Annotated in this window: 22 protein-coding genes; 15 read left to right on the forward strand and 7 right to left on the reverse strand. The window is 67.6% G+C overall.

Annotation, left to right across the window (positions count from 1 at the left end; genetic code table 11):
- Positions 1-7: 7 nt before the first annotated feature.
- Entirely contained in the window at positions 8-739 is a 732-nt protein-coding gene (locus J2T07_RS00120; protein WP_306846336.1) for a response regulator, read from the reverse strand.
- Positions 740-784: 45 nt separating this feature from the next.
- Between J2T07_RS00120 and J2T07_RS00125 the strand changes: the two genes are divergently transcribed.
- The 13 genes from J2T07_RS00125 to J2T07_RS00185 all read left to right on the forward strand — a co-directional run bounded on the left by J2T07_RS00125 (position 785) and on the right by J2T07_RS00185 (position 11,133).
- Positions 785-2,812, forward strand: a complete 2,028-nt coding sequence (locus J2T07_RS00125) for a hypothetical protein (RefSeq protein ID WP_306846338.1) — start codon at positions 785-787, stop codon at positions 2,810-2,812.
- A 17-nt stretch (positions 2,813-2,829) separates the two neighbouring features.
- Positions 2,830-3,435, forward strand: coding sequence for a YdbL family protein (locus J2T07_RS00130; protein WP_306846340.1), 606 nt, complete (start codon positions 2,830-2,832; stop codon positions 3,433-3,435).
- Between the two features lie 88 nt (positions 3,436-3,523).
- Positions 3,524-4,825, forward strand: coding sequence for a 23S rRNA (uracil(1939)-C(5))-methyltransferase RlmD (gene rlmD / locus J2T07_RS00135; protein ID WP_306846342.1), 1,302 nt, complete (start codon positions 3,524-3,526; stop codon positions 4,823-4,825).
- A gap of 13 nt (positions 4,826-4,838) precedes the next feature.
- Positions 4,839-5,363 (forward strand): CYTH domain-containing protein, encoded by a 525-nt coding sequence (locus tag J2T07_RS00140; protein ID WP_306846345.1) that lies wholly within the window; start codon positions 4,839-4,841, stop codon positions 5,361-5,363.
- Complete coding sequence (gene nagZ, locus J2T07_RS00145; RefSeq protein ID WP_306846348.1) at positions 5,357-6,358, forward strand: beta-N-acetylhexosaminidase; 1,002 nt, start codon at positions 5,357-5,359, stop codon at positions 6,356-6,358. Before J2T07_RS00140 ends, nagZ begins: the two co-directional genes overlap by 7 nt.
- Before the next feature lie 6 nt (positions 6,359-6,364).
- A complete protein-coding gene (locus J2T07_RS00150; RefSeq protein ID WP_306846350.1) occupies positions 6,365-6,910 on the forward strand; it encodes a hypoxanthine-guanine phosphoribosyltransferase in 546 nt (181 codons plus the stop codon).
- Positions 6,911-6,915: 5 nt separating this feature from the next.
- A complete protein-coding gene (locus J2T07_RS00155) occupies positions 6,916-7,662 on the forward strand; it encodes an S-methyl-5'-thioinosine phosphorylase (protein WP_306846352.1) in 747 nt (248 codons plus the stop codon).
- A 135-nt stretch (positions 7,663-7,797) separates the two neighbouring features.
- On the forward strand, positions 7,798-8,004 hold the full coding sequence (locus J2T07_RS00160) for a cold-shock protein (protein ID WP_306846354.1): 207 nt from the start codon (positions 7,798-7,800) through the stop codon (positions 8,002-8,004).
- Positions 8,005-8,307: 303 nt separating this feature from the next.
- A complete protein-coding gene (locus tag J2T07_RS00165; protein WP_306846357.1) occupies positions 8,308-8,652 on the forward strand; it encodes a type IV pilus modification PilV family protein in 345 nt (114 codons plus the stop codon).
- Positions 8,634-9,167: a prepilin-type N-terminal cleavage/methylation domain-containing protein gene (locus J2T07_RS00170; RefSeq protein WP_306846359.1), complete on the forward strand. Its 534-nt coding sequence runs from the start codon at positions 8,634-8,636 to the stop codon at positions 9,165-9,167. Before J2T07_RS00165 ends, J2T07_RS00170 begins: the two co-directional genes overlap by 19 nt.
- The gene (locus J2T07_RS00175; RefSeq protein WP_306846361.1) at positions 9,151-9,465 is read left to right on the forward strand and encodes a type II secretion system protein; all 315 of its coding nucleotides are present in this window, start codon (positions 9,151-9,153) and stop codon (positions 9,463-9,465) included. Before J2T07_RS00170 ends, J2T07_RS00175 begins: the two co-directional genes overlap by 17 nt.
- Positions 9,392-10,411, forward strand: a complete 1,020-nt coding sequence (locus J2T07_RS00180) for a N(4)-(beta-N-acetylglucosaminyl)-L-asparaginase (protein ID WP_306846363.1) — start codon at positions 9,392-9,394, stop codon at positions 10,409-10,411. Before J2T07_RS00175 ends, J2T07_RS00180 begins: the two co-directional genes overlap by 74 nt.
- A 2-nt stretch (positions 10,412-10,413) precedes the next feature.
- On the forward strand, positions 10,414-11,133 hold the full coding sequence (locus J2T07_RS00185; protein WP_306846365.1) for a copper homeostasis protein CutC: 720 nt from the start codon (positions 10,414-10,416) through the stop codon (positions 11,131-11,133).
- A gap of 54 nt (positions 11,134-11,187) precedes the next feature.
- On the opposite strand, the gene J2T07_RS00190 is transcribed toward J2T07_RS00185, so the two are convergent.
- From J2T07_RS00190 to J2T07_RS00215, 6 genes are read right to left on the reverse strand one after another with little or no spacing between them, the layout of a single operon-like run.
- The gene (locus tag J2T07_RS00190; RefSeq protein ID WP_306846367.1) at positions 11,188-12,951 is read right to left on the reverse strand and encodes an ABC transporter transmembrane domain-containing protein; all 1,764 of its coding nucleotides are present in this window, start codon (positions 12,949-12,951) and stop codon (positions 11,188-11,190) included.
- A 55-nt stretch (positions 12,952-13,006) separates the two neighbouring features.
- Positions 13,007-13,609: an IMPACT family protein gene (locus tag J2T07_RS00195; RefSeq protein ID WP_306846368.1), complete on the reverse strand. Its 603-nt coding sequence runs from the start codon at positions 13,607-13,609 to the stop codon at positions 13,007-13,009.
- Positions 13,606-14,328, reverse strand: coding sequence for a hypothetical protein (locus J2T07_RS00200; protein WP_306846370.1), 723 nt, complete (start codon positions 14,326-14,328; stop codon positions 13,606-13,608). Before J2T07_RS00200 ends, J2T07_RS00195 begins: the two co-directional genes overlap by 4 nt.
- A gap of 1 nt (position 14,329) precedes the next feature.
- Positions 14,330-14,884 carry an RNA polymerase sigma factor gene (locus J2T07_RS00205; protein ID WP_306846372.1) on the reverse strand — a complete coding sequence of 185 codons (555 nt, stop codon included), beginning with the start codon at positions 14,882-14,884 and terminating at the stop codon, positions 14,330-14,332.
- 16 nt (positions 14,885-14,900) lie between these two features.
- On the reverse strand, positions 14,901-16,625 hold the full coding sequence (locus tag J2T07_RS00210; RefSeq protein ID WP_306846374.1) for a vWA domain-containing protein: 1,725 nt from the start codon (positions 16,623-16,625) through the stop codon (positions 14,901-14,903).
- Between the two features lie 56 nt (positions 16,626-16,681).
- Complete coding sequence (locus J2T07_RS00215; protein WP_306846375.1) at positions 16,682-18,193, reverse strand: GGDEF domain-containing protein; 1,512 nt, start codon at positions 18,191-18,193, stop codon at positions 16,682-16,684.
- Positions 18,194-18,445: 252 nt separating this feature from the next.
- Between J2T07_RS00215 and J2T07_RS00220 the strand changes: the two genes are divergently transcribed.
- Both J2T07_RS00220 and egtB read left to right on the forward strand, forming a co-directional pair.
- Positions 18,446-18,823: a DUF427 domain-containing protein gene (locus J2T07_RS00220; RefSeq protein WP_306846377.1), complete on the forward strand. Its 378-nt coding sequence runs from the start codon at positions 18,446-18,448 to the stop codon at positions 18,821-18,823.
- Between the two features lie 23 nt (positions 18,824-18,846).
- Positions 18,847-21,048: an ergothioneine biosynthesis protein EgtB gene (gene egtB, locus J2T07_RS00225; protein WP_306846379.1), complete on the forward strand. Its 2,202-nt coding sequence runs from the start codon at positions 18,847-18,849 to the stop codon at positions 21,046-21,048.
- Positions 21,049-21,050 lie beyond the last annotated feature (2 nt).

The following is a 21,050-nucleotide window of genomic DNA, read 5'->3' on the forward strand; positions in this document are numbered from 1 at the left end:
GTTGCCCTCAGTCGGGCAAGGCGGCCAGCGTCGCATCGAGTTCCGCCCGGAATCGCGCCATTGCACCCGGCACCACCGCGCGTGTTTCCCGCACGTGTACCTGCAGCACCTTCGCCTGCGTCCCCAGCCGCGCGGCGCCACAGAACCCGCACGCGGAGCGCAGCCGGTGCATGCGCTCGACGAGAGCGGTCGGATCGGCCGCCACGGTGTCCAGTTCCGCCGCCAGTTCCACGAGTTCGGCGCGAAGCAGCCTGCGCAGTGCCTGCATGGTCGCCGTATCGCCCGCGGCGGTGAGGCCCGCCTGGTCGTCCAGCACCCGAAGCTGCCCATCGACGCCCAGCGTGGCCGCCAGCGCATCGACCACCGAGGCGATGCGGCAGGGTTTCTCGATGATTCCCGCGAATCCCGCGTTGAGTAATTCCGCACGCAGACTGGAGGGCACCTCCGCACTGGTCGCCAGCGCGGTCGCTTCCTTCGAGGCCGAACCGGTATCGCCGCGCAGCGTGGCCAGCACGTCGATGGCGCCCGCGTGGGGCATGCGGCAATCGAGAATGAGGGCATCGAAACGTTCTGCGCGGCCGAACGACAGTGCCTCCGCGCCGTCACATGCGAGGGTCACCCTGTAGCCGTGCCCGCCGAGCGCGCCGGCGAGGAACTGCCGCGTGGAGGGATCGTCGTCGGCGACCAGGAGGCGGCGCGCACCGGGGGTGGCGTGACGAGGGGGGACATCATGCGACATGCAACGTTCCGTGTCGTTCATCTGGATTTGGCAGAATGGCCGACCATGCTCCCCGTATCAACCCGCCCGTTCATCATCTTGCTCGTCGTCTCGTTCGCCCTGGGGTGGGCGAGCGCTGCGCAGGCGGGCCTGTCGGTGGGAGCCGACACGCTCCAGGTGCCAGGACTGGAGATGTCCGGCATGCAGGCGGACATCGACTCGTCGGCGAGTGGCAAAGGCCTGGATGTCAAATTGACCGCCGATCGCGCGGACATGCCTGCGATGGGCTGGCGCAAGCTCGGCCTGGGCCTTGAGGGTGTGCTCGATCGCGACGAACTCGGCCGTTGGGTGTTCGATGGATCGATCCGGCTGAAGGGGGCGCCGGGTGGTGCCCTGGGCAACGCCACCGTGCGGGTCGTTGCCGACGCCGCCGCCAATACGCTCGAGGTGTCGCTGCGCCAGGACAAGGCCTCGGCCCAGGTGGCCTTGCCGATGGACCAGCCCACCCATGCGCAGATCACGCTGAAGGGTCTCCCGGCGGGATGGTTGCAGGGCCTGCTCTCTACCGTGTGGTCGGGCCGCGCGACGGCGGGGCGGGTCGATGCCGACCTCGCGCTCGACATCCTGGAAGACGGCGTCCAGGCGGCAGGCCAGTTCGCGCTGGACGGTGTCGGCTTCGACGGTCCGGGAGGGAAGCTGGCCGGGCAGTCGCTGTCCGGCGGCGGCCGTCTGGGCGTCGACAGTCACGCCGACGGCCAGTCGATCGACCTCGATGCCACCTTGCGCGGGGGCGACCTGTTGCTTGGCCCTTTGTATGCCGACCTGCCAGCGCATGCCGTGCAGCTGGCGCTGGGTATCCGTACCCATAAAGGCGAACTCACGATTCCCCGCCTGCGCCTGACCGATCCCGACGCCTTGCAGCTCGAAGGCGAACTCGGCTTCACCGCCAAGGGCGATTTGTCGCGGTTGCGGTTCGACCGGTTCAATGCCCGCTTTCCTGCCGCCTACAACCGCTATGGCAAGGGCTTGCTTCGCGATGCCGGCCTCGATGGCTTGCATGCGAGCGGTGAAGTGACCGGTCACATGACGATGGAAGGCGGTGCGTTCACGGCCTTCGCCATGCAGACCGGCGGTCTGGATCTAGCGTTGTCCGACGCACGCCTCGGTATCGATGGCTTGCGTGGAGCCATCGACTGGAGCGCCACCGAAGAGCGGCCGGCGACGAAGCTCGGCTGGCGCGCCTTGCGGGTCTACCGCATCCCGAATGGCGCGGCGGAGGCATCCTGGCGGAGCACCGGCGGCACGCTGAAGCTGGACAAGCCGTTCGCGATTCCCGTCCTCGACGGCCAGTTGCGCGTCCTCGGGCTCTCCCTGCGTCCGGCGGCCGCCAGCGGCGAGCGCCTGCAAACATCGCTGGCGCTTACCCAGATCGACATGGCCGCCTTCTGTCGCGCGCTGGGCTGGCCACCATTCCAGGGGACACTCGGCGGCGCCGTGCCCTCGCTGCGCTATGTCGACGACCGGGTGGAACTCGCTGGCGGCCTGTCCCTCAATGTCTTCGACGGCTTCGTCGATATCACCGGCATGACCCTGTCGCATCCGTTCGGCGATGCGCCCGTGCTGACCGGCGATATCGCGCTGCGCCGCCTCGACCTCGGCCTGCTGACCTCGGTGTTCGACTTCGGAAACATCACCGGCCGCCTGCACGGGGTGATCGACGACCTTCGCCTGGTTGCCTGGAGCCCGGCATCGTTCAAGGCCAGCCTTGTCGCCGATGAAGGGGGCAGGATCAGCCAGAAAGCGGTCAACAACCTCACTTCCGTGGGCGGGGGTGGCATCGCCGGTGGACTCCAGGGCACGGTGCTGAAGTTGTTCAAGACCTTCGGCTACAAGCGCATCGGCCTGTCGTGCACACTGAAAGGCGACGTCTGCAGCATGGGGGGCCTGGGTCCGGCAAAGGATGGCTACACTATCGTCGAAGGCAGCGGTTTGCCCCGGCTGACGGTGGTGGGACACCAGCGGGAAGTCGACTGGCATACCCTCGTCCGCCGCCTGCAAGCCGCCACGGAAGGCGACGGACCCGTCGTGCGATAACCCCGGGAGTAGAAATCATGCGTAAATCCCTGATTGGCCTCATCGCGGCCACGGCAGTCGCCCTCGTCGGCTGCGTCACCATCAACGTCTACTTCCCCGAGGCGGCGGCACAGAAAGCAGCGGACCAGTTCATCGGCAATGTCCTCGACGAAAGCGGGGTCGGCAAGCCTTCGCCCGCGAAGGACGCGCCGGCAAGCCCGGTGCCGGGCAAGCAGCCGTCGGCGTCGCTGCTCGACCTGGTCATTCCCGCCGCGCAGGCGGCCGAAGCGCCGGACATCCAGGTCCGCACGCCCGAGACCGACGCGATCCGGGCACGCATGAAGGCTCGTTTCGGCGGCCAGCTGAAGGCCTTGTTCGACAGCGGTGCCGTGGGCTTCACCGCCGATGGCCTGGTGGCCGTGCGTGACGCGGGTGCCTTGCCCCTGGACCAGCGCTCGCAGGCGGACGGTCTCGTCAAACAGGAAAACAACGACCGCGACGCGCTCTATCGCGCCATCGCGGTGGCGAACGGTCACCCCGAATGGGAGCCGCAGATCCGCAAGACCTTCGCCGAGGGTTGGGTCCAGCGCGCACCGTCGGGCTGGTATTATCGCGATGCCTCCGGCGCCTGGAAGCGCAAGTAGGCATTCCGCCAGGATCGCACGCCGCCTCGCGGCGCGTCCTCCCAGCCAGCCCGGGCCGTCGGCGGTCCGGGCTTTACGTTTTGAGCGCATGACCGAATTCGAAGCCACCATCATCGACCTCAGCCACGACGGCCGGGGCGTCGCCCGCATCGACAACAAGGCCACCTTCGTTTCCGGCGCGTTGCCGGGCGAGCGCGTGCTGCTGAAGTACCGCAAGCGCCACCGCAACTACGACGATGCCGAGATCGTCCAGGTGATCGAGGCATCGCCCGAGCGCGTGGTACCCAGGTGCCGGCACTTCGGCCAGTGCAGCGGCTGCTCGCTCCAGCACATGGAGCCATCCGCGCAGATCGCCGCGAAGCAACGCGTGCTGGCGGAAAACTTCGAACGGATCGGCAAGGTCAGTCCGGCTTCGTGGTTGCCACCGCTCACCGACCAGCCCTGGGCCTACCGGCGCAAGGGGCGTTTTTCGGTTCGCTATGTCGCCAAGAAGGAGCGCGTGCTGGTGGGCTTCCGTGAGGAGTCCAACCCGCGTTTCGTGGCCGACATCGACGTCTGCGAAGTGATCCATCCGGCGCTCGGACCGAAGGTGGGATTGCTCGCCGCACTCATCGGCGGCCTTGACGCGGCCCGCGATATCCCGCAGGTGGAGTTCGCCGCGGGTGACGACACCGTCGCCTTGGTATTTCGCCATCTGGCGCCGCTGTCGGAGCGGGACCGGGCGGCCCTGGTCGCGTTCGGCCAGGAACATGGCCTGGCCATCTACCTGCAGCCGGGCAGCCAGAGCAGCGTGCATCCAATCTGGCCCGAATCGCCGCGCCTGGCCTTCGCCGTGCCGGCCGACAATGTCGAACTGGAATTCCTGCCGCTGGACTTCGTCCAGGTGAATGCCGGCATGAACCAGCGCATGCTCGCGCGCACGCTGGAACTGCTCGACCTGCGGCCTGCGGACCGGGTGCTCGACCTGTTCTGCGGCCTCGGCAATTTCACCTTGCCGATCGCCCGGCACGCCGCGGAAGTGGTCGGCGTGGAAGGCGAGCATGGCCTGGTCGAGCGCGCGGCGGCCAACGCCGCCCGCAACGGCCTGGGCAATGCCTCGTTCCGCGTCGCCAATCTTTTCGAAGACCAGCGTGCCGCGCCGTGGGCCACGCAGCCGTGGGACAAGATCCTGCTCGACCCGCCGCGTGCCGGTGCCGACAAGGTGCTGGAATACCTTCCCCGCAAGGGCACCTCGCGCGTGGTCTACGTCTCGTGCCATCCCGGCTCGCTGGCGCGCGACGCGGGTATCCTCGTGCAGAAGCACGGCTTCAAGCTCGTGTCGGCCGGTGTCATGGACATGTTCCCGCACACCGCGCATGTCGAATCCATCGCGCTGTTCGAGCGCGGCTGACGGACCGGAATCCATGGGCGTCGAAATCGAACGCAAGTTCCTCCTCGCCGGCGACGGTTGGCGGTCGCTCGTGCAGCGCAGCGAGCGGATGGCGCAGGGTTACCTCGTCAGCGCCGCCGCCCTGGCCGGCGGCCATGCGAAATGCTCGGTGCGCGTGCGCGTCTCGGGCGATGTGGCGTGGCTCAACATCAAGTCGGCGACGCTCGGTGTCGAACGCCATGAGTTCGAATACGCCATTCCGCTCGCCGATGCGGAACATCTGCTCCACGAGCTATCCGATGGCGTGCTGGAGAAGGTTCGCCACCATGTCATGTTCGACGGTGCACACTTCGAGATCGACGAATTCCTGGGCGACAACGCCGGGCTGGTCGTCGCGGAAGTGGAGCTGCCTTCGGTCGACGCGGCGTATCCGCGGCCGGACTGGCTGGGTGCCGAAGTGAGCGAGCAGACCCGATACTACAACGTCAACCTGATCGGTCGGCCCTATGCGAGCTGGTCGGTCGCCGAGCGGGAAGGGAAGGAGGACACCGCATGCTGATCATCGGCCTTGCCGGTACCGAACTGGCCGCGTACGAACACGGCCGGCTCACCGCGCCAGGGGTGGTCGGGACGATCCTTTTCTCGCGCAACTTCCGTTCGCGCGAACAGGTCACGGCCTTGATCGACTCCATCCGCGACGTCGCCGGTGACGACTTCCTCGTCTGCATCGACCAGGAAGGAGGACGCGTGCAGCGCTTTCGCGACGGGTTCACGCGGTTGCCGCCGCTCGCGGCGATCGGCAAGTTGTACGAGAGCGATCCCGTCGAAGCGGTGAATCGCGCCGAGGAACACGCGTGGATCATGGCCAGCGAAATGCGCGCCATCGGCGTCGACTTCAGCTTCGCGCCCGTGGCCGATCTCGAACGTGGCAGCGCGGCTATCGGCAACCGCGCCTTCCACGCCGATCCGGTCATCGCCGCGGAGCTCGTGCAGGCCTACGTGCGTGGCATGCACCTGGGTGGCATGGCCGCCGTGCTGAAACATTTTCCCGGCCACGGGTCGGTCAAGGAAGACACCCACGAATCCGTCGCCGTCGATTCCCGCGGCAAGGACGAGATCCTGCGCGACGACCTGTTGCCCTTCGTGGCCGGCATGGAAGCGCGCGCGGAAGCCGTCATGGCCGCGCACGTCAGGTACCCCGCCGTGGACGACCGCCCTGCCGGCTATTCGCGTATCTGGATCGAGGAAATCCTGCGCGGTGAACTCGGCTTTCGCGGCTGCGTGTTCGGCGACGACATCAGCATGGCCGCGGCCGGCGGCGTCGGCGGCATCGCCGCGCGCGTGGCCGCGAACCTCGATGCGGGCTGCGACCTCGTGCTCGCCTGCTTTCCCGACGTCGTTCCCGAGGCGATCACGGCGGTCGAAGGCCGCCGCCCGTCGCCGGCCGAGCGCATTGCCCCCTTGCGTGGCGCGATCGGTTCGACCTGGGAAGGCCTTGTCGACAATCCCCAACGCGACCGGTTCATCGCGCGCGTGACCGCCCTGGAGCCCTGACCTACCATGACTGCCGCTTCGCTCGACGACGCGCTCGCGCGTTCGGACATCCTGTTCACCCGAGAACAGCTCGATATCGAAATTGCCCGCATGGGCAAGGAGATCGACGTCGCTCTCGCCGGCGAGCGTCCCGTCTTCCTTACCGTGATGCATGGCGCGCTGATCTTCGCCGGCCAGCTGGCGTTATCGGTCAAGACCGACCTCGAGTTCGATTACGTCCACGCCACCCGTTACCGCGGCGAGACCAGTGGCGGCGACCTGCACTGGCTGCGTCGCCCCGAGGTGCCGTTGAATGGCCGTACCGTGTTGCTGGTGGACGACATCCTCGACGAAGGCCACACGCTGAAGGCGGTGCGTGACGCATGCCTCGACATGGGGGCCTCGCGCGTATGGCTGGCGGTGCTCTGCACGAAACGGCATGACCGCCGTGCGCATGGCATCGAGGCCGACTTCAATGGCGTGGACCTTCCCGATCGCTACGTGTTCGGTTATGGCATGGATTACCACGAGCAGGCGCGCAACCTGCCGGCCATCCATGCGCTGAAGGACTGATGCCGATGAGTATCGATCTCGCCGTCATTGGCGGTAGTGGCCTGTACGCCTTCGAGGGCCTGGAGAATGCCGGGCGTCAACGAGTCGAGACACCCTTCGGCCCGGCCTCCGGCGATGTCGTGACGGGCGACTTCCGTGGCAAGCGTCTCGCCTTCCTCGCCCGGCACGGCGAGAGCCATACGTTACCGCCGCACCGGGTGAACTACCGGGCGAACCTGTGGGCGTTGCATTCGCTCGGCGCGCGCCGTGTCGTGGCCGTGAACGCGGTGGGTGGCATCCGCGACGACATGGGCCCGCGCACCCTCGTGGTGCCGGACCAGATCATCGACTACACCCACGGCCGCTACACCAGCTTCAACGATGTCGAAGGGGCGGAAGTGCGTCACATCGACTTCAGCGAGCCGTACACGGAGAGCCTGCGCCAGGCGATCCTGGCCGCCGCGCGTGCGGAAGGGCTGGCGATCCTCGACGGTGGCGTGCATGGCGTCACCCAGGGGCCGCGACTGGAAACCCGGGCGGAGATCGCGCGAATGAAACGCGACGGCTGCGACCTGGTCGGCATGACCGGCATGCCGGAAGCGGCGCTCGCACGCGAACTCGACCTGGAGTTCGCCTGCCTTGCCCTGGTGGCCAACTACGCGGCGGGCGCCGGCGACGAAGCGGAAATAAGCATCGAGGAGATCTTCGCCCACCTCGCGGCGGCGACGGCGAATGTGCCGCCGATCCTCGGGCGCCTGCTGGCGGATGCCTGACAGGAAAGTGCCCCAGTTGCGCTTTGGTCTAAAACATGATGATACTTTGTGCGCGCCGCGGGGGCAGGCCAAGGGGATCCATGGGGAACGCCTCGCCATCCGGGTGCTTCCAGTCCATGTCCAGAGGTTTCCGCAATGCGTTTCGGTACGGTCAAGTGGTTCAACGATGCCAAGGGTTTCGGTTTCATCGCGCCCGAGGACGGTGGGGAGGACGTGTTCGTCCACTTTTCTGCGATCAACTCCAAGGGGTTCCGTAGCCTTCAGGAAGGCCAGCGTGTGAAGTTCGAAGTGACCAATGGGCCGAAGGGTGCCCAGGCGTCCGGTGTCGAAATCGCGGCGTGAACGCCACGACATCGATGCCATGAAAACCCCGCGCGAATGCGCGGGGTTTTTTTTGTGGTGGTGGGATTTCTTGTAGTGGTGGGAGCCGACCCTGTCGGCGATGGGTGCTTGCCTCAGTCTGGCCCGCTGCCGCGGGATCGCCGACAGGGTCGGCTCCCACCAGGTCTCCACACCAGGTCTTTCACCAGATATCCCGCCAGATACGCCTCGCCACATATGCCCACGTTAGGCGGCATGGTTTCCGACGATCGCCTTTGCCGTTTTCCGGCAGCGTGTGCACGCCTGGCATCGGACCCTGTGGGGATGCGACAGGTCTCCGGCTCGTCCCTCATCGAATCGCTCGTCGCGCTGGCGGTGTTCGCGATCGGCAGTGCGTCGACCGCGACGTGGGTCGCGCAGTCGATGGCCGTCGATGCGAGGGCGTCGCGGCTCGTCGCGGCGACCACGATCGCGGTCAGCCTGGAGGCACGCATCCGCGCCGGCGGCGGCACCGTTTCCGATGGCGACCTGCAAGTGTTTCATGCCGCGCTTATCCGACGAATGGGACCAGCCGCCAGGGGCTCCGTGATCTGCAAGCCGCCGGCGGCGTGCGCCATCCGGATCGCCTGGGCCACGCGCGAGGTCCTGTCATGGCCATTCGATCCATGACGGCTCGTGGCATGACGCTGGTCGAACTGCTCGTCGGGCTGGCGGTGGCCGCGATCGTCGCCGCGGTAGCCATGACCGGCTTGTCGATCATGGGGCTTGCCATCCTCCGTCAGCGTGCGGCGACGAGGATGGACGACGCGGCATGGCTGGCGCATGCAGCGATCGCCCGGGACCTGTGCGTATCGACCCGGTGGAAGGGGTGCGTCGAGGCACGCGGCTGCACGACGCAGACGGCGCATGGCGGCACGCCGGCACTGGTGCTCGACCATGCCGAGTGGTTCGTCGATGGGGGACTATGGCGATGCGAAGGGCGGGATTGCCAGACCTACCTCGATGGCATCGCCGGCGCCGAGTTCATCGCCTCGCTAAGGGACGACGGCGGCACGCTCCGCCAGGTGCCATTCGCCCCGATCCATGAAAACAGGGCGAGGGCGCTCGAGGTGGTGTTATGGACGGTGGATGGGCACCGTTACAGCCGGACGACGGACCGGGGTGGTTGTGCGCCGGTCCGCTGAGCGTGGCACGATCCTGCTCGTGGTGCTGGCGGTGCTCGCGATGATGGCGATCCTCGCGGCGTCGTTGTCACGCTCCGCGCGGTCGCGGGTGCTGGCCGCGCAGGAGTTCCACCAGGCGGAGATGGACGCACGGCACGGGCGCGTCCCTCGTGGTGGCGAGGGTGGCGACGCCCATGCGACCATCGACGATGGCGCGGTCGGCGCGTCGTCGAATGAGGCAACCCATGGATCGCAGACGATTCCTCCAGGGGGCGACCATCGCCTCCGGCGTGGCACTGGCCGCCAAGGGCATCGCTAAGGCAGCTCCCGCCACGACCGCCGCGGGGATGGTTCCGCGCGTGTGTTCCACCTGGGACTTCGGTGTGGCCGCCAACCAGGCCGCGTGGAAGGTGCTCGCCGCCGGCGGGCGCGCGCTGGATGCGGTGGAGCAGGGCGCCCGCGTACCGGAGGCCGACCTGCGCAACCATAGCGTCGGCCGCGCCGGGTATCCGGATCGCGACGGCAAGGTCACGCTCGACGCCAGCATCATGGACGAGAACGGCAACTGCGGCGCGGTGGCGGCGATCGAGCATATCGCCCATCCGATCTCCGTCGCGCGGCGGGTCATGGAGCGCACGCCCCATGTACTGCTGGTGGGTGACGGCGCGTTGCAGTTCGCGATCGAACAGGGCTTCCCGCGCGAGGAACTGCTCACCCCCGAGTCGGAAAAGGCCTGGCACGAATGGCTGAAGACGGCGAAGTACAAGCCGGTGGCCAATAGCGAGGTCAGGAGCTACAACGCCGGCCCCGGCGGAACGCCAGGCGATGCAAGCAACCACGACACGATAGGCATGCTCGCGATCGACGCCAAGGGCAACCTGTCCGGTGCGTGCACCACCAGTGGCATGGCCTGGAAGCTGCACGGTCGCGTGGGCGACAGCCCGATCATCGGTGCTGGCCTTTATGTCGACAACGACGTCGGCGGCGCGACCTCCACGGGCGTGGGCGAAGAGGTGATCCGCAACGTCGGCAGCTTCCTCGTCGTGGAACTGATGCGCCAGGGCCGCTCTCCCGAAGACGCGTGCCGCGAGGCGGTGGAGCGCATCCTGCGCAAGAAGCCGAACGCGAAGGATCTCCAGGTCGGCTTTCTCGCGATGGACAAGAAGGGCAACGTCGGTGCCTGGGCGATCCAGAAAGGTTTTTCCTACGCGGTCTGCGATGCGGCGAAGCAGGATGCGTTGATTCCCGGCAAGAGCAGCTATTGACCATGGCGCTGCTCGAGGTCGCGGCCAATTCGGTGGCATCGGCGTTCGCCGCGCAGGAAGGCGGTGCGGGACGCGTCGAACTGTGTGCCTGTCTGGAAGAAGGTGGAGTCACGCCTTCGCACGGCACCATCGCGCTGGCACGCGAGGGCCTGAATGTTCCGCTCTATGTCTTGATTCGTCCGCGGGCGGGCGACTTCGTCTACGAGAACGCCGAGGTCGAAGCGATGCTCGACGACATCGCGCATTGCCGGGCACTCGGTTGCGACGGCGTGGTGGTCGGCGCGCTCACCGCCGAAGGCGAGGTGGATGTGGACGTCTGCGCCCTGTTCGTACGCGCGGCCGAAGGCATGGGGCTGACCTTCCATCGGGCGTTCGACCTGGTCGAGGATCAGTCCTCCGCGCTGGAAACGGTGATCGATCTTGGCTTCGAGCGTGTACTCACCTCCGGCGGCATGCGGAGCGCGGTGGCCGGCGCCTCGTCCATCGCGCGGCTCGTGGCCCAGGCGGGAGGACGCATCGTGGTGATGCCAGGAGCCGGCATCGAGCCGGGCAACGTGCTTGACCTTCGCGAGGCGACGCGCGCACGCGAATTCCATGCATCGGCGAAAAAGCACCTTCCGTCGGCGATGCGCCGGGCATCGGGCGAAGCGCTCGGCATGGGCGCGGGCGAGATCCGCACGGATGTCGATACCGTGCGCGCGCTGGTCGCCGCCCTGGCTTGATGCCTCAGCCCGCCACCAGGCGGCGGATCGTCGACAGCGCGGAAACGCTACGGATCAGGCCACGAACTGCAAGCGTGCCAGTTCGGCGTAGAGGCCGCCCTCGGCGAGCAGGCTCTCGTGCGTGCCCTGCGCCACGATCCGGCCACCGTCCATCACGACGATGCGGTCGGCGCGTTGCACGGTGGCGAGACGATGCGCGATCACCAGCGTGGTACGGCCCTTCTCGAGGCGTTCCAGTGCGTGCTGGATGGCCGCCTCCGATTGCGCGTCGAGCGCCGAGGTCGCTTCGTCCAGCAGCAGCAAGGGGGCGTCGCGCAGGATCGCCCGGGCGATGGCGATGCGTTGCTTCTGTCCGCCGGACAGGCGCACGCCACGTTCGCCCAGCGCCGCTTCGTAACCGTCGGGCAGGGCGGCGATGAAGCCGTCCGCTTCGGCGAGGCGCGCGGCTTCGCGCACCTCGTCGTCGGAGGCGTCGGCACGGCCGAAGCGGATGTTGTCCGCGGCGGTGCCGCCGAAGATCACGGTCTCTTGCGGTACCAGCGCGATCGCTCCGCGTAGTTCGGGCAGCGCGAGTGCGCGCAGGTCGATGCCGTCGAAGCGAATGGAGCCGGAGCGCGGATCGTGGAAGCGGAGCAGCAAGCTGAAGACCGTACTTTTGCCGGCGCCCGACGGCCCGACGAGTGCCACGGTTTCTCCCGGAGCGATCTCCAGATCGAAGTCGGAGAGGGCGGCCACGTCGGGACGCGACGGGTAGCGGAATTCGACATGCTCGAAGCGTAGCGATCCGGTGACCGGCCGGGGCAGGGGTTCCGGTGCCTCGGGCGTGAAGATACCGGGCCGTTCGGCGAAGAGTTCGCCGATGCGTTCCATGGCGCCGGCGGCACGCAGCACGTCGCCCCACACTTCGGACAGGCCGGCCACCGAGCCGGCGGCGAAGATCGCATAAAGCACGAACTGGCTCAGTACGCCCGGCGCGAGATCGCCTGCGATGACGTCGCGCGCGCCGGCCCACAGCACCAGGGTGATCGCGCCGAAGATCAGCACGATCACGACGGCGGTCAGCAGCGAACGCATGCCGATCCGGCGGCGCGCCGTCGCCAGGGCGAGGTCGATGGCGCTGGCGTAGCGTCGGCTTTCGATCGGTTCGCGCGCGTAGGCCTTGACCGCTTGCGCGGCGTTCAGGGTTTCGTTGGCGACGGCGGCGGCATCGGCGATGCGATCCTGGCTGTGCCGCGAGAGCTTCTGCACGCGGCGGCCGAAGACGAGGATGGGCAGCATCACCGCCGGGATGACCAGCGCGGTGAGGCCGGCGAGGCGCGGGCTGGTCCAGGCCATGGCCGCCGCGGCGCCGATCAGCATCACCACGCTGCGCAGCGCCACCGAGATGCCGGAGCCGACCAGGGTCTGCACCACTTCGGTATCCGTGCCCAGGCGGGACGTGAGCTCGCCGACGCGGGTGCTTTCATAGAAGCCCACGTCCAGCCCGATCACGTGCTGGTAAAGCGTGGTGCGCAAGGAGGCGAGCGAACGCTCGCCGAGCAGGGCGATGCAGTAGTACCGGGCGGCCGTGGCGATGGCCAGGACCACGGCCACGCCGAACAGTCCGAGGAAGGTACCGTTGATCGTGGCGATGCTCGAGGCGAGGAAGCCATGGTCGATGATGTGCCGCACCGCCACGGGCAGGAGCAGCGAGGCGCCGGACGATATGCCCAGGAACACGAGCCAGCCGATGGCGAGGCCCTTGTGCGGCTTCAGGAACGGCCAGAGGTTGCGCAGTGCCCCGATCTTGCGTGACTTCTCCCTGCGTTCGTCGCTCATGCTCGCTTCGCTTCCGGATTCATTCGCCAACGGATGGGGCCATCCGGTGCAGTATTCAACATGGATCGACGCGGCGGGGATGCACCTTGCCCCGGGTCAGGTCGACGATCCGCGCGGCGATGGCGTCCAGCCGGTCGACCGGCGCCCGTACACTCAGTTCCGCGCCATCGGCGACGAAGGTCTCCTGCTCGATGGAGGCCTCCATCTCGCGCAACCGCGCCGAGACCAGGGCCAGTTCACCGAATTCGCAGCGCAGCCGCAGGCATCCGGTGGCAACGATCGGCAGTCGTGGCGCGAGGCGCATGCACTCGGCGGCCGTCCCGCCGTAGGCGCGCGCGAGCCCGCCCGCGCCGAGTTTGATCCCGCCGTACCAGCGTGTGACCAGCACGGCCACGCGGTCGCAGCCCTGGCCGTCGATGGCCTGCAGGATGGGGCGCCCGGCGGTGCCGCCGGGCTCGCCGTCGTCGTTGAACCGGTAGGCATCGTCGATGCGATACGCCCAGCAGTTGTGCGTGGCATCTGGATCGCCCACCGATTCGAACCACGCCAAGGCGTCGGCCGGCGATTCGACGGGCATGGCCTGCGCCAGGAAGCGGCTCTTCTTGATCTCTTCCTCGTGCCGCCAGGGCGAGGCGAGGGTTTCCAGCGGTGCACTCAAGGGGTCAGGTCGCGCAGGTCTTGGGGGAGGTCGTAGTGAGGATAGCGCTCGCGCAGTTCGCGCAGGCGCCGCAAGGCTTCCTCGCGCTCCCCGCGACCGAGCAACTGTCGGATCTCGCCGACGCGGTCGTCCGGCCCGAGTTCCGTCTTCATCGCACGGTCGGAAGCGACGCCGAAGGCCTGTGGGGCCGTCCTGGACACGGTTGACGACTTGGGTGCCGGTGCGAACGCCTGTCCCGGTGCCTGAGCAGGGGCTGATTCTGCTTCCGCAGCCGGTGCCGGTGCCTCTACGGACGGCGCGGGTGCAGCCGGTGCCAGTGACCGTGCCGGTGCCGAACGACGCGCCATCCTCGGCGGGGCTGCCGCGCGTGTCGACTCTTGCAGAACGGCGGGAGCGCTCGCTTGCATGGGCGCGGACGCTGACCCGGTGGATTCGACGCGTCGTGCCGTGGCAGCGGGAAGCGTCGCCGTCACGTCGGGGCGGCTGTCGCGCAGCTGCCACGCCAGGCCGACGGCCAGCACCAGTACCGCCGCCGACCCCAGCGCGATTGGCCAGTGTGCCCGGCGGCTGCGGGCCGGTACCGCACGATCGGCCTGCGCGAGTACCACCGCGTCCAGCGCGGGGTCGGGCTCGGCCTTTGGCAGGCGCGCGTACAGCGCCGCCAGGTCGCGCTCGTCGGGCAGGTCGTCGTCGCTGGGAGGTGGCGTGTTCGGGTTCATGTCATTCGGCAACGAGTTCTCGTATCCGTGCCATGGCGTAGCGGAGCCGCGATTTCGCGGTTTCCTTTCCCACGCCGGTCACGGCGGCGATGTCCTCCAGGGATAGTTCGTTCTCCATGCGTAACACGAAGGCTGTCCGTTGTTCGTCGGGAAGGCTTTCGATCGCGCGTTGCATGCGCCGGCGCAGTTCGAAAGCCGAAAGGGCGTGATCGGGTTGCTCGCGTTCCGGAGCCGCCTGCGCGGCGAAGACCGCCTCGGCCTCTTCGGCGCCGGCCCGTGGACGCTGCCGACGGAAGCTGTCCACGGCCAGGTTATGCGCGATCTGAAGCAGCCAGGTGCTGAACTTCGCCTCGGCGCGATAGCGTTGGCGCGCCACGATCACGCGGCTCCAGGTTTCCTGGAACAACTCATCGGCGACCGCCTTGTCCTTCACCGTCTTCAACAGGAACCGGTACAACGGGCCCTTGTGCTTCGCGTAAAGCTCCCCGAAGGCGGCCGCGTTCCCGCCCGCCCAGGCGAGCATCAGCCCGCCATCGTCGGTAAGGGGAGCATCCATGGGCGGGGAGGTTACCTTATCGCCGCGGGGAATCCGCGACCGGCTCGGTCGACATCCCGCCGGCCATCCGCGCGAGCCTCGACATCTCCGCCCGGTATCCGCCTTCGTCCTTGCCCAGCGCGCCACGCGCCAACTCCGCGACCTTGTCGTAGCCGAAGCCGTCCACGTACTTGCCTCCGCGCAGGTTCTCCGCGAACGCCGCCACGGCCGCGGCGAATCGCAGCCGGTCGCTCGCCTGTTCCGCGACGCCCGCGGACAAGGGCTGCTCGATCAGCTGGCTCGCGCCGCCGTCGGGCGCCTTGTAGCGCAGGCGGAGGAAACCGAGTTCGCCGGACGTCGGCGTGTCCTTCGCGGCGGCGTAGCGCAGCGGTTCGACACGCGCGGCCCTGGAGCCCTTCAACGTGATCTCGTACAACGCGGTGACACGGGCACCCGCGCCGATCTCGCCCGCATCGACGGCATCGTTATTGAAGTCTTCCCGCGCGAGGACACGCTTCTCGTAGCCGATCAGGCGATACTCGGCGACGACCCCGGGGTTGAATTCCACCTGGATCTTCACGTCCCTGGCGATCGTCATCAGCGTCGCCGACATCTCGTCCACCAGTACACGGCGCCCTTCGCCGAGGTTGTCGATGTAGTGGTGGCTGCCGTTACCGGCGTCGGCCAGCTCCACGGCCATCTCGTCGTTATAGTTGCCCTCGCCGAAGCCGAGCGTGGTCAACGCGATACCGCTCTTGCGCTTTTCCGCGATGCGATCCTTCAGGGCCTGCACGCCAACCGTGCCGACATTGAAGTCGCCGTCGGTGGCGAGGATGACGCGGTTCACGCCGCCCTTGATGAAGCCCTTCGCCGCCTGGGCATAGGCGAGGTCGATGCCGGCGGCGCCGTTGGTGGACCCGCCCGCGCCGAGTGCGTCGATGGCCGCGGCGATCTTCGCGTGTTCGTCGCCCGGCGTGGAGGGCAAGGCGACGCAGGTCGAGCCGGCGTAGGTCACCAGCGAGATGCGGTCGGCCGCGCGCAGCTTCGGCACGATCTGCTTCAGCGAGGCCTTGAGCAGGGGCAGCTTGTCCGGCTCGTCCATGGAACCGGAAACGTCCACGAGGAAGACGAGGTTGGCCGGAGGAATCTCGCTGGTGGGCACGCTGTATCCCTGGATGCCGATGAGTAGCAGCTGGCGTTCGTGGTTCCACGGCGCGGGCGCGAACTCCGTCGTGACGCCGAAGGGCTTCGCGCGGCTCGCCGGCACCGTGTAGCCGTAGTCGAAGTAGTTGATGAATTCCTCGGTACGGACGGCGTCGACGGGCGGCAGGCGGCCTTCGTCGAGCATGTGGCGCACGTTCGTATACGAGCCCGTGTCGACGTCGACGCTGAAGGTCGACACCGGGTCGCTGGCGGCGAGGTGCACGGGATTCGGCGTGCGATGCGCGTAGTTCTCGCGGTCGACGGGCAGGTAGGCCGGTGCGATCGCGGTGGCGTAACCGGCTTGCGCCACGGATTCGACCAGCGCCTGCGGCATGGTCTTCGTCATGGCTGGCGGTGCGGGTGCCGCGGCCGGTGCGTCCATCGGGCGGGAGAGCCTCCGCCGAACCGGCATGCCTTGGCCCGGCTGGCAGCCGGTCTCGTCGGCCGCTGGCATGGGCGTGTCGCGCGGCGCGGCGAAGGCATCGCCCGAAGCGGCTACGCCGATGGCGGCGACCGCACCGGCGAACAGGAGGGAAAACGTGACACGGAGCGTGTTCATCGTGCATGGCCTCGTGGGTGACATGACGATGAAACGCAGGGAGAAGCGGATCGGGGTTAACCGATGTGACGCGATTCGTTCAGCCGGGTCGGGTCCGTGCGCGCTTCCTCGCCCGCGCTCACCCGGTTCCGGCCCATCTGCTTGGCCCGGTAGAGCGCACGGTCCGCTGCATTGAGCAGGTCGAGCGGCCCGCCGTGGGCACTCACCTGCACGTGGGCCACGCCGATGCTGATGGTGACGACGCCGTAGGGACTCGATGGATGGATGATGGCCAACGCCTCGACCTGCGCGCGCAAGTCCTCGGCCAGGGCCATCGCTTCCGGCAGCCGCGTGGCGGGAGCGATCACGGCGAACTCCTCGCCACCGAACCGGGCGATGAAATCGCCCGCGCGCACGCCGCGGCCGATCAGGCCGCTGACCAGGGAACGCAGGCAGTCGTCGCCCGCCAAGTGGCCGTAGCGGTCGTTGTATTCCTTGAAGAAGTCGACATCGATCATCAACAGGGAGATCGGCTCCTGCTGACCGGGGCGGTGCCATTCGCGCAGGAGGCGCTCGTCGAGCGCGCGTCGGTTGGCCAGGCCGGTGAGGCTGTCGACAAAGACCAGCCCTTGCAGCTCGTCGCGGCTGCGCGATAGCCGGTATTCCTCCTCCACCAGGCCGACCTGGGCCAGTGTGCCGCGCAGGCCGATGCCGATCACGGCGGCGATGGCACCCACGATGCCCAGGGTGGGATAGCCCGGGATGACCATGAGTCCGAAACCGAGCACGCTCATGGCCAGGAAGGTCGGGCTCGCACTCTGCACGAAACGCACCAGGTAGATCGGCGGATGCCAGTGCCGCCTTGGTTGCCGCATCACCGCCGTGACGAAGAGGGCGAGGAAGGGGAGGTCGAGCAGCGCGTCCCACGGCGAGGTGCCGAACTCAGGGTGCCCGCCCAACGCCACGTAGTGGTTGTAGAAATAGCCGGAAAACGCGTAGGTGACGAAGAAAGCGGTCACGCCACGGAAGAAGAAATGATCGTCCGCGCGATCCGTCGCCAGGTAGCGCAACGATGCGGCCAGGGCGAGGCATGCGTTTTCGAAGTCGAGCATATAGGCGATGTCCACCGCCTGTTGCGTCGCCATCGCGCCCTGGACCGACACGATGGAAAACGTGCGCACATAGAACAGCACGCCGAGCAGCGCCGCCAGGACCAGGTCGATCGCGGCAGCCCATGTCCTGCGCGCCGGCACGGGGGCGGACGAGACCGCCACCAGCACGGGCAGCACATACAGGATGTAGAAGAACATGCTGTCGCCGGGCGCCGGATTGGAGTTTTCCAGCACGTAGTTCTGCCGGGCGGACAGGGACATGCCGACCGTCCACAGGGCGAGGCTGGCCAACAGCAGCCACCAGCGCCGGTCGCGCGGCGGCCCGGAGCGGCGCCAGGCCAGCAGCACGCTGGCCATGGCCATGGCCGCAACGGTGAAGAAGCTCACATAGGAAACAGCCATGCCCCCGGAGGGCATGTTCGCCAGTGCGATCACGTGGACCAGGACGATGGCCACTGCGACGATGACAGCTTTCATGGCGTGCCTCCCCCAACCTGCAACGCAATGGTCATATCGGCGGGGACGGCGGGAAGTTGAGATCCATGAACGGATGTTAAGCCTGGCACGGACCAAGATGTGAAGGTACTGACGGACCGGGGCGGCGGTTTTCCGGTCCAAGACGGCAATCTTTGCCTGTTGGTAATGTCACCTGTTCCGGGTCGTCGTCTTGGATTCCCTGCGTAAGGGTCGCAGGATGTCGGCCTGACTTTGTCACCGAAGGAGCATGCCATGTCCTCACACCCCGTGAAGATCCCCGGCCCCGACCATCCCATCACGGTCGAGCAAGCGGGTGGCAGGGTGGTGGTGCATGACGGCGACCGGGTCGTCGCCGACACCCGCGATGCGCTCGTGCTCAAGGAGGGCCGCTATCCAGCCGTGTTCTACATCCCCCGTGCCGATGCCGACATGGCCTCGCTGCGCCGGACCGAACACCATACCTATTGCCCTTATAAGGGTGAAGCCTCGTATTACAGCCTTCCGGGCAACGAGGAAAGGGCGATCAACGCGATCTGGACCTACGAAGAGCCGCACGAGGCGGTCTCGTCGATCCGCGGCCACCTCGCCTTCTACCCGGACCGCGTGCGCATCGAGCACACGTCCGGCTGACCGCCCCGCCACGGAGCCCATCCATGCAAGCTTTCGTCGACACCTCCTGGGCGCCCGGCGCCGCCTCCCGCCGCGCCAGCACGGGCGTCACCACCGTCCGATGTCAGCCCGGCCTTCCGCTCCGTGAGCGTTACGACGCCGTGCGGGCGCGTACCGAGGCGCTCGTCGCGGCGCTCGGCCCGGAGGACATGGTCGTCCAGTCGATGCCCGATGCCAGCCCCGCCAAATGGCACCTGGCGCACACCACATGGTTCTTCGAGACTTTCCTGCTCGGCCCGAACGTGCCCGGCTACGAAGTGTTCGATGCCGAATTCGGGTATTTCTTCAATTCTTACTACGAAGCCATCGGCCCGCGTCATCCGCGACCGTTGCGCGGCTTGCTGACCCGGCCCCCTATCGATCGCGTGATCGCCTATCGCCATCACGTGGACACGCATATGCGCGCCTTCCTCGCTGGCGGCGCGGTAGGCCCCGAACTGGAAGCGCTGGTGCGGCTCGGCTTCGCCCATGAGGAACAGCACCAGGAACTGCTGGTGATGGATGTGCAGCACCTGTTCGCTCAGTCGCCGCTGAAGCCCGCCTTCGATCCGGCATGGTCCGCACCGGCACCCGGTCCGACAGGTCGCTTTCGTCCGGTGGGCGGTGGGCCGGTGCGCATCGGTGCCGTCGACGAACCCTTCGCGTTCGACAACGAAGGCCCCCGGCACACGGTCTGGCTGGAGCCGTTCGAGATCGCCGACCGCCTGGTCACCAACGGCCAGTGGCTGGCCTTCATGGCGCTCGGCGGGTATCGCCGCGCCGATCTGTGGCTTTCCGACGGGTGGGCACAGCGCCAGGAGGAAGGGTGGGAATCGCCGCTTTACTGGCAGCACGATGGCGAAGCCTGGTCGCACATGACCCCCGGTGGCTGGCGTCCGGTCGATCCCGACGCGCCGGTGACCCACGTCAGTTACTACGAAGCGGAGGCTTTCGCGCGCTGGGCCGGAGCCCGTCTTCCCACGGAAGCGGAGTGGGAGCACGCCATGCGTACACGCGACGACCTGGAGCAGGTCGACGATGTCGTCTGGCAGTGGACGGCCAGTTCGTACTCGCCGTACCCGGGATTTCGCGCGGCGGACGATGCGGTCGGTGAGTACAACGGGAAGTTCATGATCGGCCAGATGGTCTTGCGCGGCGGCGCGAGCGTCACGCCCGCCGGGCACGCGCGGATCTCGTACCGTAACTTCTATCGGCCCGGGCAGCGCTGGATGTTCAGCGGCGTGCGCCTCGCGCGCGATCCCGCGTTCACGCCGGACGGCGACCGTCTGACCTTTCTGCGCGACACGCTGGCCGGTCTGTCCTCGTCACCGAAGACCTTCTCGCCGAAGTACTTCTACGACGGTGCGGGGTCCGACCTGTTCGAGGCGATATGCGTCACGCCCGAGTATTACCCGACGCGCACGGAGACGGCCTTGCTTCGTGAGATCGCTCCCGCGCTCGCCGCAGGCATTCCGCAAGGCGCCGTGCTGCTCGAACTGGGCAGTGGGGCGAGCGACAAGACGCGGATGCTGCTCGACGCTGCACCCTGGATTTCCGCCTATGTTCCGGTGGACATCAGCGCCGCGGCGCTCGATGGTGCGGTGACACGCTTGCGAGAGGCCTATCCGTCGCTCGCGGTGCACCCGGTGGTCGGCGATTTCACCCATGCGATCGAGGTTCCGAAGGCTTTGGCGGGACGTCCCGTCGTGGCATTTTTCCCCGGTTCCACGATAGGCAATTTCACGCCCGTGGAGGCCATCGCCTTGCTGCGTTCGGTGAGGGAACGGCTCGGGCCGGGGGCGCGTTTCATCGTGGGTGCGGACCAGGTCAAGGACGTCGAGGTACTGCTCGCCGCCTATGACGATGCCGCTGGCGTGACCGCCGCGTTCAACCGCAACGTGCTCGTTCGCGTGGACCGCGAGCTCGGTGGCGATTTCGATCCGCAGGCGTTCGACCACCGCGCGGTATGGAATGCGCAACTCGAGCGCATCGAGATGCACCTGGTGAGCCGGGAGGCGCAGCGCGTGACGGTCGCCGGTCAGTCGTTCGCCTTCGCCGCTGGCGAGTCGATCCACACGGAGAATTCGCACAAGTTTACGCCGGCGTCGTTTGCGCGGCTGGCCGAGGCGGGTGGATGGCGGATCGAGCGTGAATGGATATCGGCGGCGCCGGCGTTCGGGGTGTTCTCGCTCGTTGCCGCTTCGTAGGA

It is taken from the genome of Luteibacter jiangsuensis (genome assembly GCF_030812295.1).
Taxonomy (GTDB): Bacteria; Pseudomonadota; Gammaproteobacteria; order Xanthomonadales; family Rhodanobacteraceae; genus Luteibacter; species Luteibacter jiangsuensis_A.

Bases quoted from the DNA above. Each gene is read 5' to 3' on its own strand.
- egtB (WP_306846379.1), top strand. From the start codon at position 18,847: ATGCAAGCTTTCGTCGACACCTCCTGGGCGCCCGGCGCCGCCTCCCGC.
- J2T07_RS00160 (WP_306846354.1), top strand. From the start codon at position 7,798: ATGCGTTTCGGTACGGTCAAGTGGTTCAACGATGCCAAGGGTTTCGGT.
- J2T07_RS00215 (WP_306846375.1), bottom strand. From the start codon at position 18,193: ATGAAAGCTGTCATCGTCGCAGTGGCCATCGTCCTGGTCCACGTGATC.
- J2T07_RS00130 (WP_306846340.1), top strand. From the start codon at position 2,830: ATGCGTAAATCCCTGATTGGCCTCATCGCGGCCACGGCAGTCGCCCTC.
- J2T07_RS00185 (WP_306846365.1), top strand. From the start codon at position 10,414: ATGGCGCTGCTCGAGGTCGCGGCCAATTCGGTGGCATCGGCGTTCGCC.
- nagZ (WP_306846348.1), top strand. From the start codon at position 5,357: ATGCTGATCATCGGCCTTGCCGGTACCGAACTGGCCGCGTACGAACAC.
- J2T07_RS00200 (WP_306846370.1), bottom strand. From the start codon at position 14,328: ATGAACCCGAACACGCCACCTCCCAGCGACGACGACCTGCCCGACGAG.
- J2T07_RS00205 (WP_306846372.1), bottom strand. From the start codon at position 14,884: ATGGATGCTCCCCTTACCGACGATGGCGGGCTGATGCTCGCCTGGGCG.
- J2T07_RS00140 (WP_306846345.1), top strand. From the start codon at position 4,839: ATGGGCGTCGAAATCGAACGCAAGTTCCTCCTCGCCGGCGACGGTTGG.
- J2T07_RS00150 (WP_306846350.1), top strand. From the start codon at position 6,365: ATGACTGCCGCTTCGCTCGACGACGCGCTCGCGCGTTCGGACATCCTG.
- J2T07_RS00170 (WP_306846359.1), top strand. From the start codon at position 8,634: ATGGCCATTCGATCCATGACGGCTCGTGGCATGACGCTGGTCGAACTG.
- J2T07_RS00120 (WP_306846336.1), bottom strand. From the start codon at position 739: ATGTCGCATGATGTCCCCCCTCGTCACGCCACCCCCGGTGCGCGCCGC.
- rlmD (WP_306846342.1), top strand. From the start codon at position 3,524: ATGACCGAATTCGAAGCCACCATCATCGACCTCAGCCACGACGGCCGG.
- J2T07_RS00165 (WP_306846357.1), top strand. From the start codon at position 8,308: ATGCGACAGGTCTCCGGCTCGTCCCTCATCGAATCGCTCGTCGCGCTG.
- J2T07_RS00180 (WP_306846363.1), top strand. From the start codon at position 9,392: ATGGATCGCAGACGATTCCTCCAGGGGGCGACCATCGCCTCCGGCGTG.
- J2T07_RS00125 (WP_306846338.1), top strand. From the start codon at position 785: ATGCTCCCCGTATCAACCCGCCCGTTCATCATCTTGCTCGTCGTCTCG.
- J2T07_RS00155 (WP_306846352.1), top strand. From the start codon at position 6,916: ATGAGTATCGATCTCGCCGTCATTGGCGGTAGTGGCCTGTACGCCTTC.
- J2T07_RS00190 (WP_306846367.1), bottom strand. From the start codon at position 12,951: ATGAGCGACGAACGCAGGGAGAAGTCACGCAAGATCGGGGCACTGCGC.
- J2T07_RS00220 (WP_306846377.1), top strand. From the start codon at position 18,446: ATGTCCTCACACCCCGTGAAGATCCCCGGCCCCGACCATCCCATCACG.
- J2T07_RS00210 (WP_306846374.1), bottom strand. From the start codon at position 16,625: ATGAACACGCTCCGTGTCACGTTTTCCCTCCTGTTCGCCGGTGCGGTC.